The organism is Streptomyces sp. NRRL F-5126 (assembly GCF_000721265.1).
Lineage (GTDB): Bacteria > Actinomycetota > Actinomycetes > Streptomycetales > Streptomycetaceae > Streptomyces.
In genome coordinates this window covers 1-13,420 of the sequence record NZ_JOFZ01000018.1, presented here as the reverse complement: position 1 = coordinate 13,420, position 13,420 = coordinate 1, and the positions used below count along the sequence as shown (strand labels likewise).

At 72.4% G+C, this 13,420-nt stretch carries 10 protein-coding genes; 7 read left to right on the top strand and 3 right to left on the bottom strand.

The features are described from left to right. Window positions 1–70 precede the first annotated feature (70 nt). On the bottom strand, window positions 71–334 hold the full coding sequence (locus IH48_RS0131730; RefSeq protein WP_030742398.1) for a WhiB family transcriptional regulator: 264 nt from the start codon (window positions 332–334) through the stop codon (window positions 71–73). 937 nt (window positions 335–1,271) lie between these two features. Here IH48_RS0131730 and IH48_RS0131725 point away from each other — a divergent pair. From IH48_RS0131725 to IH48_RS0131715, 3 genes are read left to right on the top strand one after another with little or no spacing between them, the layout of a single operon-like run. Next, a complete protein-coding gene (locus IH48_RS0131725) occupies window positions 1,272–1,823 on the top strand; it encodes a cysteine dioxygenase (RefSeq protein ID WP_030912606.1) in 552 nt (183 codons plus the stop codon). A 12-nt stretch (window positions 1,824–1,835) separates the two neighbouring features. Then, window positions 1,836–2,792, top strand: coding sequence for a 2-phospho-L-lactate transferase (gene cofD / locus IH48_RS0131720; protein WP_030912603.1), 957 nt, complete (start codon window positions 1,836–1,838; stop codon window positions 2,790–2,792). Beyond that, the gene (locus IH48_RS0131715) at window positions 2,789–4,120 is read left to right on the top strand and encodes a coenzyme F420-0:L-glutamate ligase (RefSeq protein ID WP_078850193.1); all 1,332 of its coding nucleotides are present in this window, start codon (window positions 2,789–2,791) and stop codon (window positions 4,118–4,120) included. Before cofD ends, IH48_RS0131715 begins: the two co-directional genes overlap by 4 nt. A gap of 425 nt (window positions 4,121–4,545) precedes the next feature. On the opposite strand, the gene IH48_RS0131710 is transcribed toward IH48_RS0131715, so the two are convergent. Further along, window positions 4,546–5,514 (bottom strand): DNA-3-methyladenine glycosylase family protein, encoded by a 969-nt coding sequence (locus IH48_RS0131710; RefSeq protein ID WP_030912598.1) that lies wholly within the window; start codon window positions 5,512–5,514, stop codon window positions 4,546–4,548. A gap of 126 nt (window positions 5,515–5,640) precedes the next feature. After that, the gene (locus IH48_RS0131705; RefSeq protein WP_030912595.1) at window positions 5,641–6,723 is read right to left on the bottom strand and encodes a nucleotidyltransferase family protein; all 1,083 of its coding nucleotides are present in this window, start codon (window positions 6,721–6,723) and stop codon (window positions 5,641–5,643) included. Between the two features lie 164 nt (window positions 6,724–6,887). Between IH48_RS0131705 and IH48_RS0131700 the strand changes: the two genes are divergently transcribed. From IH48_RS0131700 to IH48_RS0131685, 4 genes are all read left to right on the top strand, one after another. Further along, window positions 6,888–7,640, top strand: a complete 753-nt coding sequence (locus IH48_RS0131700; RefSeq protein WP_030912593.1) for a TIGR03089 family protein — start codon at window positions 6,888–6,890, stop codon at window positions 7,638–7,640. Between the two features lie 132 nt (window positions 7,641–7,772). Next, window positions 7,773–9,473, top strand: coding sequence for an LCP family protein (locus tag IH48_RS0131695; RefSeq protein ID WP_030912590.1), 1,701 nt, complete (start codon window positions 7,773–7,775; stop codon window positions 9,471–9,473). A gap of 235 nt (window positions 9,474–9,708) precedes the next feature. Continuing rightward, window positions 9,709–11,430, top strand: coding sequence for an LCP family protein (locus IH48_RS0131690; protein ID WP_030912587.1), 1,722 nt, complete (start codon window positions 9,709–9,711; stop codon window positions 11,428–11,430). Window positions 11,431–11,477: 47 nt separating this feature from the next. Beyond that, on the top strand, window positions 11,478–13,226 hold the full coding sequence (locus tag IH48_RS0131685; RefSeq protein ID WP_078850191.1) for an LCP family protein: 1,749 nt from the start codon (window positions 11,478–11,480) through the stop codon (window positions 13,224–13,226). Window positions 13,227–13,420 lie beyond the last annotated feature (194 nt).

The window sequence follows — 13,420 nt, the reverse complement described above, 5'->3', positions numbered from 1 at the left end:
TCACCGGTGCGGGCACACGGGCGGCGACCACCCGTGGCGAGCCGGCGGGGGCGGTGACCGGCGCGGTGGCTCAGATCGCCGCCTTCTTCAGGCGACGCCGCTCACGCTCGGACAAGCCACCCCAGATACCGAATCTTTCGTCGTTGGCCAGGGCGTATTCCAGGCACTCCGACCGGACTTCGCAGGCGAGGCAGACCTTCTTGGCCTCCCTGGTCGAACCGCCCTTCTCCGGAAAGAAGGATTCCGGATCGGTCTGTGCGCACAAGGCGCGCTCCTGCCAGCCGAGTTCCTCTTCCGCGTCCTCGACCAGCAGTTGCTGGAACAGCTCGGTCATGTGCGCCCCTCGTCTGTCTTCGCGTCCCCGTGGTGTTGTGGCCGCCAGTCCTTTTCGGCCGAACGACACGAGTGAAATTACAAGTGTGGTACTACGGGCCAGTCAAGCGAAGGTCTGCTATTGGGCCCGGTATTCACTCTGCGGAACCAAGGCTATGCGGTAAGTGTTCAAATCAGCAAAAACCTGACACATGCCACTGGCCTGCCCGCACCCCTCACGGCGCGGCTGCCGTCACTCCGAGAGACGTCGCCCACGACCTCGCGGTTGAAATCCGGCCAATAAAGCGATCCGGATCACAACCCGGTCACGGAGACCCGACGGGGTCGACGAGCACGGTTGCTGCGCCATGTCTCCCGACCTCGACGCCTCCAAACCTGACAGCGGGAGAAGCAACCGGATGAGGTGAAGCATTACGGCCAAACCGGTCATCGAGTTGACATCGCGGGGGTCGATTCGCCACCTTTAGGGCATGCCAGCGACCTCTTCGCGCCTCGCGACCCACCTCCGTGGACACCGCAGTGCCGCCCAGGACCGCTGTCGCTGTCGCCGCCCGAGCCGTTCCTGCTGCCAGGGCCGCCGCCGAGGCTGTTGACGCCTGCCGGGCACGTCGCGGCGTCGCCCGTCTCTCGCTGAAGCGTTCGAAACGATCCGGACACGGCCCGGCCGGGCCGCGCGACCACCGTCGCACCCCGCCGGTTCCCGTTCGGCATTCGGCCCTCCCCGCCGCCGGCTCTCGCGCCGACGGGCCGGTTCACGCGAATCCCGCGGAGCCGTCGCGTTTCCGTTCCCCCATCCCCGCGAACGGAACAGCGCGATCCGTCGGATGAATAGTTCCGTAAGAAAATCGCTTTTCTTCTGACGATTTCCTGCACAACTCCTGCCGGTTTCTTTACCGACCGCCCAGCCGCCCGCTTCTCACCAAGGGACCGCACGCTCGATGAACAGCGACAGTGACCTCCAGATCGCCGGGGATCTCTTCGAGGTCGAACACCTGCTCACCCCGGCACGCGAGCACCCGGGGACCGTCGCCGAGTTCGCCGGTCTGGCGCGAGCCCTCGCCGCGGAACGGGCGGAGTGGGAGCCGCTCGTGCTGTACGACGCGACCAGCCGCTGGTACCACAGGATGCGCACCGGCCCCGGCTACGAGGTGTGGCTGCTGTCCTGGGTGCCGGGACAGGGCAGCGGGCTGCACGACCACGGCAGGTCGGCCGGCGTCCTGACCGTCCTGGCGGGGCAGCTGACGGAGCGTGCGGGGGCGCCGGGGCAGCCACGGCACACGGAGCGCGCGCTCGGGCCCGGCGCGCAGCGCGTGTTTCCTCCCGGCTACACGCACGCCGTGGTCAACGCGTCGCTCGAACCCGCCGTGAGCCTGCACGTCTACTACCCGGGGCTGACCGAGATGCCGATGCACGAGGCGCCCGCGGCGGGGCGCTGCGCCGCCGCGCGGCCCCGCCCCGCCACCTCGCGCGAAGGGGCCGCCTCCGGCTGACACACTGTCCCCATGCGCATTGTGGTTCTGGCCGGCGGCATCGGCGGTGCACGCTTCCTGCGAGGCCTGAAGCAGGCCGCGCCGGACGCGGACATCACCGTGATCGGCAACACCGGCGACGACATCCATCTGTTCGGGCTGAAGATCTGCCCCGACCTCGACACCGTCATGTACACCCTCGGCGGCGGCATCAACGAAGAGCAGGGCTGGGGGCGTACGGACGAGACCTTCGCGGTCAAGTCCGAGCTCGCCGAGTACGGCGTGGGCCCCGAGTGGTTCGGGCTCGGCGACCGCGACTTCGCCACCCACATCGTCCGCACGCAGATGCTCGGCGCCGGGTACCCGCTGAGCGCCGTCACCGAGGCGCTGTGCGCCCGCTGGCAGCCGGGCGTCAGGCTGCTGCCGATGTCGGACGACCGGGTCGAGACCCATGTGGCGGTCGACGTCGACGGCGAGCGCAAGGCCGTGCACTTCCAGGAGTACTGGGTGCGGATGCGTGCCTCCGTCGAGGCCCGGGCCGTCGTTCCCGTCGGTGCCGAGCAGGCCAAGCCGGCGCCCGGCGTGCTGGAGGCCATCGGCGCCGCCGACATCGTGCTGTTCCCGCCGTCGAACCCGGTGGTGAGCATCGGCACCATCCTGGCCGTGCCGGGCATCCGCGAGGCGATCGCGGACGCCGGCGTCCCGGTCGTCGGGCTCTCCCCGATCGTCGGGGACGCGCCGGTGCGCGGGATGGCCGACAAGGTGCTGGCCGCCATCGGGGTCGAGGCGACGGCCACGGCGGTCGCCCAGCACTACGGCTCGGGGCTGCTCGACGGCTGGCTGGTGGACACCGTGGACGCCGCGGCGGTGCCGGACATCGAGGGCGCGGGGATCCGCGCGCGTGCGGTGCCGCTGATGATGACGGACCTGGACGCGTCGGCCGCCATGGCGCGCGAGGCGCTGACGCTCGCCGGGGAGGTGTCGGCGTGACCTCCGGCGTGGACGGTGCGCGCGCGGGCGCCGCGTACCGGGTGCGTGCGCTGGGCGCCGCCTTTCCCGAGGTGCGCCCGGGCGACGACCTCGTGAAACTGATCGCCGCGGGCGCGGAACCGGGGCTCGTGGACGGCGACATCCTGCTGGTCACCTCGAAGATCGTGTCCAAGGCCGAGGGCAGGATCGTCGAGGCCGACGACCGCGAGGCGGCGATAGACGCCGAGACGGTACGGGTCGTCGCGCGGCGCGGCCCGCTGCGGATCGTGGAGAACCGGCAGGGGCTCGTCATGGCCGCCGCCGGGGTCGACGCGTCCAACACGCCTGCGGGCACGGTGCTGTTGCTGCCCGAGGACCCGGACGCCTCGGCGCGCGCGATCCGCGCGGGGCTGCGCGAGGCGCTCGGCGTCGACGTGGGCGTGATCGTCACGGACACGTTCGGACGGCCCTGGCGCAACGGCCTCACGGACGTCGCGATCGGCGCGGCGGGCGTGCGGGTCCTCGACGACCTGCGCGGCCAGCGCGACGCGCACGGGAACCTGATGTCCGCGACCGTGGTGGCGCTGGCGGACGAACTGGCCGCGGCAGGCGACCTCGTGAAGGGCAAGGCCGCGGGGATGCCCGTCGCGGTGGTGAGCGGTCTGGCCCACCTGGTGGCGGCGGCCGCGGACCCGGGCGCCCGCGAGCTGGTACGCGTCGCCGCCGACGACATGTTCCGGCTCGGCACGTCGGAGGCGGTCCGCGAGGCGGTCGGGCTGCGGCGCACCGTACGGGAGTTCACGTCCGAGCCGGTGGACGGTGGCGCGGTGCGCCGCGCGGTCGCGGCGGCCGTGACGGCGCCGGCGCCGCACCACACGACGCCCTGGCGCTTCGTGCTGCTTGAGACGCCCGCCGCGAGGACCCGGCTGCTGGACGCGATGCGGGACGCGTGGATCACGGACCTGCGGCGTGACGGCAAGTCCGAGGAGTCCGTGGCCAAGCGCGTACGCAGGGGCGAGGTGCTGCGGCGCGCGCCGTACCTGGTCGTGCCGTGCCTGGTGATGGACGGCTCGCACACGTACGGGGACGGGCGGCGCGACGCGGCCGAGCGCGAGATGTTCGTGGTGGCGATGGGCGCGGGGGTGCAGAACTTCCTGGTGGCGCTGGCCGGCGAGCAGCTCGGGTCGGCGTGGGTGTCGTCGACGATGTTCTGCCGTGACGTGGTGCGCGACGTGCTGGACCTGCCGGCGCACTGGGACCCGATGGGCGCGGTGGCCGTGGGCCGCGCGGCGAGCGCGCCGGCCCCGCGGGGGGAGCGGACGGTCGAGGACTTCCTGACCGTCCGCTGACACCCGGTCATGGGTCGCGTCGCCCCGGCGGGCCCGGCTTCCGGGCAGGTCCGCGCGCATGCGCGACCGAACGCCCGACGCGGTCGTGGACCTGTTCGGGGCATGGGCCGCAGCCGGACGCGCGGCTGTGCGGACGTGGGACCGCCGGCACCACCTGCCGCTGCCGGGGGTCCGGCTTCCGGGCAGCGTCGGGTACGGGGACACGGGGCAGCCGCCAGGCACCCCGGCTGGGACGAGTCGGCGCGACGTGGCACAGCAGGGACCGGACGGGCGCGCCGCCTGCCCAGGGCCGCGGGGCAGGGCCGGAGACCCGGCCGGCAGGGACCCGGGCGCGGGCTACCGGGGGCCGCTGCGAGCGGCCGCAGGGCACAAGCCCGGCGGGGCGCAGCCCCGTGCCTGGTGACCGGGCGCGGCATCGCGCCCGGTCACCAGGCCCTGATGTCGCCGACCGGCATGCGCGGCGCCCTCCTGCTCGGGGTTCTCCCGCTGAGCAGGATCAGGCGTACCGCACGGTGGCGCTGGCCGGCGTACGGGGCCAGAAGTTCCAGCATGCGGGCGTCGTCGGCGTCGCGCTCGCCCGCCAGGACGTGGCCCACGATGCCGGGCAGGTGCAGGTCGCCGACCGTGACCGCGTCCGCCGCCCCGTTCGTGCGCTGGACCACTTCCGCCGCCGTCCACGGGCCGATGCCCGTGATCAGTTGGAGCCGCGCCGCCGCGGCCGCCGGGTCCATCGCCGCCGCCTCCTCCAGGCGGCCTGCCACCCGGGCCGCGCGCAGGATCGTGGCCGAGCGCTTCTCCTCGACGTTGGCCTTGTGCCACTCCCACGACGGGATCCGCGCCCAGGTGCGCGGGGCCGGCATCACGTACAGGCCGTCGGCCGGTCCCGGCGCGGGCTCGCCGTAGCGGCGCACGAGTGTCCGCCACGACCGGTACGCCTCGATCGTCGTCACCTTCTGTTCGAGCACCGACGGGATCAGCGCCTCCAGCACGAGGCCCGTGCGGCACAGCCGCAGCCCCGGGCGGCGGCGGCTCGCGGCGAGCACCGCCCTGTGCCTCGGCACGAACGCGGCCGGGTCGTCGCACCCGCCCAGCAACCGCGGGAGCCGGTCGAGGAGCCAGTCCGCCCCCTCGCCCCACGCCTCCGCCTCGACCGCGTCCGCGAGTTGGACGAGCCGGATCGTGGCCGGGCCCGCGGGGGTGCGGCTCGCGCGCCACACCTCGCCGTCCCCGGTCTGCCGGAACGTCGGGTCGGCCGGGCCTCTGCGCAGCGGCCCGACGACCAGGCCGAGGTCGTAGGGGCCCTCGGGCGGCGTCCACCGCCGGCGGGCGCCGGGGACGGCCGTGGGACGGATCCGCAGGGCCGATCCCTGGCGCGGGGCGAAGCGGCCTGCCATCGGTCCTCGTGGTCCTCGGGGTGGGTGGTTGCGGGCGGTGCGGCGTGCCGTACCGGCGGCGTGCCGTACTTGAGGGTACGGGGTCGCGTATCCGCGCCGGCCGGACGCGCCCGCGCCCGCACCCGGCTACTCGTCAGGCGAGAAGCGGATCGCCGCCGCCTCCACGCGGGCCCCGCACCACACCCTGACCCCGCCGCGCAGCTCGTTGTCAGCACCCACGTGCGCTCCGTCGCCCACCACCGCACCGTCGAGCACCGTACGGGCGCCCACCCGTGCCTGCCTGCCGACCATGGAGTCCGTGATCACCGCGCCCGGTTCCACGACGGCGCCGTCCAGCACCGTGGAGCCGCAGATCCGCGCGCCCTCGCCGATCACCGCGCCCGCGCCGATCACCGTCCCGCCGGCCAGCTTCGCGTCCACGGCGACCTGGGCGGTCGGCAGCACCAGGCACTCACCGCACGTGCTCGGCACGGCGGGCGACGGCGCGCGGCCGAGCACCAGGTCCGCCGAGCCCCGCACGAACGCCTGCGGCGTGCCGAGGTCGAGCCAGTACGTGGAGTCGACCATCCCCTGGAGGTGGGCGCCGTCCGCGAGCAGGCCGGGGAACGTCTCGCGCTCCACGGACACCGGCCGCCCCGCGGGGATCGTGTCGAGCACCGACCTGGTGAAGACGTAGGCGCCCGCGTTGATCTGGTCGGTGACGATCTCCTCCGGCGTCTGCGGCTTCTCCAGGAACGCGGTGACCCTGCCGGTGGGGTCCGTCGGCACGAGGCCGAAGGCGCGCGGATCCTCGACGCGGGTGAGGTGCAGGGACACGTCGGCGCCCGACGTGCCGTGCGCGTCGATGAGCGCCCTGATGTCGAGGCCCGTCAGGATGTCGCCGTTGAAGATCAGCACGGGGTCGTCGGGTCCCGAGTGCAGCCGGTCCGCGACGTTGCGCAGCGCGCCGCCCGTGCCGAGCGGATCGACCTCCGTCACGTACTCCAGGTGCAGGCCGAGTTCGGCGCCGTCGCCGAAGTACGGTTCGAAGACCTCGGCGAGGTACGACGTGGCGAGCACCACGTGGTCCACGCCTGCGGCCCGGGCACGGGCCAGTTGGTGGGTGAGGAAGGGCACGCCCGCGGCCGGGACCATGGGTTTGGGCGTGTGCACGGTGAGAGGCCGCAGCCGCGTCCCCTTGCCACCGACCAGGAGAATCGCTTCGGTCACCTGTCGTCTCCGCTTCTTGCCGTGGTCGGTCGTGGGGGCGCCTCGTCGCCGCCGGGCGCTCCATTCGTACACCGGTACCTATCATTCCGATCACCGGATCATCAGAATCATCCGGATCACCGCATCCCCGTGGCCAGGGCCCCGTACGGCGTACGCTTTCCCGCGTGAACGCCAGCGACCGCACCCCCGCCGACCTCCTGCGTTCCGCGCTCGCCGCGGACCCGGCACGTCCACTTGTCACCTTCTACGACGACGCGACGGGCGAGCGCGTTGAGTTGTCCGTCGCGACTTTCGCCAACTGGGTCGCCAAGACGGCGAACCTCCTCCAGGACGACCTGTCGGCCGCCCCCGGCGACCGGCTCGCACTGCTGCTGCCCGCGCACTGGCAGACCGCGGTGTGGCTGCTCGCCTGCTCGTCGGTCGGCGTCAGCGCGGAACCCGGCGGCGATCCGGCGGCGGCCGACGCCGTCGTCAGCGGCCCCGACACGCTCGAAGCGGCGCGTGCGTGCGGCGGCGAGCGCCTGGCCCTCGCGCTGCGCCCGCTGGGCGGCAGGTTCCCCGAGCCGCCCGCGGGGTTCGCCGACTACGCGGTCGAAGTCCCGTCGCACGGCGACCGGTTCGCGCCCTACGCGCCGGTCGACCCGGCGGGCGTCGCGCTGCGCGTCGGCGGCCGGGAGCTGACGGCGGCGCAGGTGGTCGAGCAGGCGGCGGCCGATGCGGCGGAACGCGGACTGGCGCCGGGGTCCCGGCTGCTGTCGGGGCTGCCGTACGACACGTGGGAGGGGCTGTCGGCCGGCCTGTTCGCGCCGCTGGCGGCGGGCGCGTCCGTGGTGCTCTGCCGCAACCTGGAGAAGCTCTCCGCCGAGGGCCTCGCGCAGCGCGTGGCGAGCGAGCGGGTCACCCACCGCGCCGTGTGAGCCGTGGCGGCGACGGCCGCGCCGGGGGCGATTCGTACGGACGTGCGCACAACCAACCCGGCGGTTCGCCCGTCTATCGGTACGACCGGCGGCACCCGACGCCACCGACGCCAGCGAGGGGTGGACGCAGACGTGAGCGAGAGTGCCGGAGCCACGGCGGGCGGCGGCAGCGACGGCGAGGCCGCCGCCGGCAGCTCTGACATCGATGCCATACCCGCGATACCCGTGCCCGGCGCCGCGGACGCGGCGCCGGGCAGCAACACGGCGAAGAGCGGCCCCGCCGCCGACAACGCATCAGACGCGCAGGCCCCGGCCGGGACGGCCCCGGCGCGCGGTGCGGACGAGCCGGCACCGGCGACGGAGAGCGCGGCATCGGCCACGGCGGACCCGGAGCAGGGGCCGGCCGAGGCCTCGGGGCCGGACGAGGCGCATGGCACCGAGGCCACCACCGAGGCCGCCGCTCCGGGCGCGGGGGCAACCGGGGCGGACGCCGCGGTCGGCTCGGGCCGCGGCGGGCTGTTCCGCGGCCGGGCCGCCCGGCCCGCGCGCCCCGGCCGGGAGGGCCGCGGCGGCGAGCACACCGGCGCCCCGGGGAAGCCGCCGCACGGCCGCCGCCGCCCGTGGCTGCGGTGGATCGCCGGCGGCGTCGGTGTCGTGGTGCTCGCGGCCGCCGGCACGGGCTGGTGGTTCTACCAGAAGCTCAACGGCAACATCACGTCCGACACCCACGCGGCCGCCGAGCTCCAGACGTACGAGAAGGAGCGCCCCACACCCGTCGCGCTCGACGCGCTGAACGTCCTGCTGATCGGGTCCGACACCCGCACGGGCAAGGGCAACGGCAAGTACGGACGCGACGACGGCGCGCGCTCCGACACGACGATCCTGCTGCACCTCGCCGCCGACCGTAAGAGCGCCACGGCTGTGTCGATACCGCGCGACCTGATGGTGCACATACCGAGCTGCGGCAGGTCCGACGGCACGACCACGAAGGCGCAGTTCGCGCAGTTCAACTGGGCGTACTCGTTCGGCGGCACCGCCTGCACGACCCGCACCGTGGAGAAGCTGACCGGCGTGCGGATCGACCACGAGATGGTCATCGACTTCCACGGCTTCAAGGACATGGTGAACGCCATCGGCGGCGTGCAGATATGCCTGGACCAGCCGGTCGACGACCAGGAGGCGCACCTGCACCTGCCCGCGGGCAGGCAGACGGTCCACGGCGAGCAGGCCCTCGGCTTCGTCCGCGCGCGCCACGGCATCGGCGACGGCAGCGACACGCAGCGCATCCAGCGCCAGCAGGGATTCCTCGGCGCGCTGTTCAAGAAGGTGCAGTCCAACGGCGTCCTGCTGAACCCGGCGCGGCTCTACCCGCTGCTGGACGCGGCGACGAAGTCGATCACCACCGACCCCGGGCTCGCCAGTTTGCGAGATCTCTACAACCTCGTCCACTCGATGCGGGACGTGCCGACGGACAAGGTGCAGTTCGTCACGGTGCCGGTGCGGCCCTACAGCCTGGACCACAACCGCGACGAGATCGTGCCGGGCGAGGCGAAGCGGCTCTTCCAGCAGATACGGGACGACGCGCCCGTCACCGTGAAGCCGTCGCCCGCGCCCGGCACGGGCGGCGCGTCCGGCTCCGCGTCGGGGTCGCCGGCGGACACCGCTGGTAAAGACTCCGGCAAATCCACCGGAAGACACACCTCCACCACCGGTCCGAGCGCCTCGGCGACGGGCAGGATCAGCGGCGCACCGACCGCTTCGCCCGGCGCGTCCCAGGTATCGCCGGGACCGACGTTCACAGGAACCAATGCCAGTGTCGGCCTGTGTGCATGAGGAGCATGTGAGTGAACGGTGAGCAAGGAGAACCGCACAGGACACGATGATTGGGCGTATTGCCCGCTTGTAAGGACGCAGCACCGCCGCACCGGCGTCGCTCCCGGGCGAACCGGACGGATAGTGTGTCGCGATCCGGCGTATGCGGCGGCCACCGCGGCGCACCGCCGGATCGAAGACCTGGCGCCCGAGGGGGAGGCGCTTCGCGTGGCACCGACGGAGGATTCGGACGACCGTGGATGCACATGACCGTGGGCAGGGCGAGATCGACCCGGCCGACCAGTGGGTCCTCAACCCGGAGACCGGCGACTACGAGCTGCGACTGGACAATCCCGCAGCGCAGCCGCCGCCCCCTCGCTCCGGTGGCACGTCCGGTGGTTCCCGTGCGGACGCGCCCGCGCCACGCAGCGGCGCGCCCAGCGGTCCCGACGTACCGGGCCAGCGCGGCGGCCGGGGGGCAGCCGGGCCCGGGGGGCCGCCGAGCCGCCGCAAGGGCAAGGGCCCGAAGAAGCTCGCCAAGAAGCGGTCGGGCAAGAAGAAGGCGCTGCTGTGGACCAGCGGCGTGGTGGGTTTCCTCGTGCTCGCCACCAGCGGCGGCGCCTACGCGTACTACCAGCACCTGAACGGCAACCTGTCGACGGTCGACGTCGGCGGCGCGGGCAGCCAGAGCGGTTTCGACCCCGGCAAGCCCATAAACATCCTGCTGATGGGCACCGACAAGCGCACCGGCAAGGGCAACGAGGGCTACGGCGACGCGGGCAGCGTCGGCCACGCAGACACCAACATCCTGCTGCACGTCTCGGCGGACCGTACGAACGCGACGGCACTGTCCATCCCGCGTGACCTGATCACCGACATCCCGGACTGCGAGACCAAGGAGCCGAACGGGCAGACGAAGGTCATCCCGGGCACGCCGCACGTGCGGTTCAACGTCAGCCTCGGCCAGGACGGCCGCGACCCGGGCTGCGCCATGCGGACCGTCGAGGAGATCACCGGCGTCAAGGTCGACCACTTCATGATGGCCGACTTCAACGCGGTCAAGACGCTGTCCACCGCGGTCGGCGGCGTGCCGATCTGCGTCGACCACGCCGTGGACGATCCCAAGTCGCACCTGAAGCTGTCGAAAGGCGAGCACACCATCGAGGGCGAGCAGGCGCTCGCGTTCGTCAGGACGCGGCACAGCTTCGGCACGGGCAGCGACCTCAGCCGCATCCAGGTGCAGCAGCAGTTCCTGAGCGCGCTGCTGCGGAAGCTGAAGTCGAAGGACACGCTGAGCAGCCCGACAAAGCTGGCGAGCCTCGCGGAGGCCGCCACGAAGGCGCTCACGGTGGACACCGGCATAGGGTCCATCAAGAAGCTGACCAGCCTCGCGGGCGAGCTGTCGAAGGTGAACCCGAAGAACATCACCTTCACCACGCTGCCGGTGGTGGACAACCCGGACGAGGTCGTCCACGCGACGGTCGTGCTGAACGAGGCGCAGGCGCAGCCCATCTTCGACGACCTGCAGAACGACACTTCCCTCACCGAGGTGAAGAAGAAGACGAAGTCCAAGGACGACAGCGTGCTGAAGGGCCCGAAGGCCGCGGCGAACGACGTCAGGGTGGACGTGTACAACGGCGGCGCGCCCGCCGGTTCCGCGCAGGCCACACTGGCGTGGCTGCAGAACACCAAGCAGGCGCCCAAGACGACCAACAAGGGCGACGCCACCACCGAGGTGGCGAAGACCACGCTGGAGTACGCGCCGAACCAGGCCGACCAGGCGCGCACGGTCGCCGCCTGGATGGGGCTGCCGGCGTCGGCCCTGAAGAAGGGCACGAAGGACGCGGTGGGTCTCCAGGCGATGACGCTCACGCTGGGCAAGGACTTCAAGGGCGCGGGGACGCCCCTGACGGGTCCGGCGAAGCTGCCGGACACCGTGCAGAAGGTGGAAGCCGATAAGCAGATTTGTGCCCGGTGATGCTAGTGAGCCGGTGCGCGGGCAGGACATGAACCGAGGGGGAACGGGTGGGTCAGGACAGTGCGCGCCGCGCCGGCGCGAGGGGACGGGCACGTAACGCCCGCGGGCGGGGCGCGGACGACGGCTCCTACGGGCACGCCGCAGACGCGGGCGCAGGTACGTCGGTCCGCACGGCGACGGTGCCGGAGCAGCGCGGCCCCGGGACGGCGCCGGGCCGGGCGGGCGCGGGCGGCGGCGGGCGCCGCGGCCAGGACGGCGGCGGTGGCGGTGGCCGCTCGTCGCGGCGGCGCAAGAAGCAGCGCAGGTTCAGGGCGCTGCGCTGGATTGCCGGCGTGCTGTCGCTGCTCGTCCTCGCCACGGCGGGGGCCGGGTACCTGTACTACCGCCACCTGAACGGGAACATACGCAGCGGCTCCCGCACGGGCGGCCACACCGACGTGAACAAGCCGAAGGCGAACGCGGCCGGGCAGCGGCCGCTGAACATTCTGCTCATAGGCTCCGACTCCCGTGCCAGCGCGGCGAACGTGGCGCTCGGCGGTGGAAAGGATCTGCGCGACGACCCGCCGCTCGCGGACGTCCAGATGCTGCTGCACGTGTCCGCTGACCGCAAGAACGCGTCGATGGTGTCGATACCGCGTGACACCCGGGTCGACATACCGGAGTGCAAGGACGCGAAGACCGGCAAGGACTACCCGCCGACCAACGCGATCATCAACACCACACTCGCTCGCGGCGGCGCCGGCTGCACGCTCTCCACCTGGGAGAAGCTGACCGGCATCTACATCGACCACTGGATGACGATCGACTTCGCGGGCGTCGTGAAGATGGCGGACGCCATCGGCGGTGTGCCGGTGTGCGTGCAGGATAACGTTTGGGACCACTCGACGCCCGAGGTGCACGGCGGTTCAGGGCTGAAGCTGAAGGCCGGCACGACCAAGGTCAAGGGCAAGCAGGCGCTCCAGTGGCTGCGAACCCGGCACGCGTTCGCGAGCGACCTCGGCCGCAGCAAGGCGCAGCACATGTACCTCACCTCGATGTTCCGCGAGTTGAAGTCGCAGAACTACTTCACCAGCCCGATGAAGCTGACGGGTCTCGCGGACGCGGCCATCAAGGCGCTCAAGGTGTCGGACGAGATCGGCTCGGTCAGCAAGCTGTTCGACCTGGGCATGCAGCTCAAGAACGTCCCGATCAACCGCATGACCACGGTGACCATGCCGACGATCGAGGACCCGCAGAACATCAACCACGTCCTGCCGAAGCCCGGGGACGCGGACCAGCTGTGGTCGCTCCTGCGCGACGACGTGGCGCTGGACAAGAACGGCAAGGCCAAGTCCTCCGCCACCCCGAAGCCCTCCACGAAGGCGAGCGTGCCCGCGCCGAGCGACTCCCCCGCCCAGACGGCGGTGACGGTGTTCAACGGCACCGGCGGCGACCAGGCGCCCGTGCCGGGCCGGGCCGGTGCGATAAAGGAGGTGCTGGTCGGCAAGGGCTACGGCCGCACGGTGACGGACTCGACGCAGAAGCCGCAGAAGGACACCACGGTCCTCTATGCGCGCTCCGCGCTTGCCGGGGACGCTCAGGGTGTGGCGAAGGCGCTCGGTGTGCCGTCGAGCGGTGTGCACCAGTCGTCCTCGGTGACGGGCGTGACGGTCGTCGTGGGCGCGGACTGGCGCGAGGGCACCACGTACCCCAAGCACGAGAAGCCGCAGGCCGGTTCGGTGCCGACGTCGGCGGACGTCCTGAACGGCGGCAAGAAGGACGCCTGCATGCCGGTGTACAAGCCCTACCAGTGGTGAGGGGCTGCCGGCGGGACCGCCGGCAGCCTCGTAACCGTGAAGGCCGCCTGACGTGACGTCAGGCGGTTTTCGCCATACAGTGATCCGGCCCTCGGGGCCGTGTGGCGTCACACCGCCGTGGTGTCCTTCGGCACGGCGGGCCTGCGGCTCGCGATCACCCGCCTGGCGAGTGAGCGCGGGCTCGTCAGGAAGCC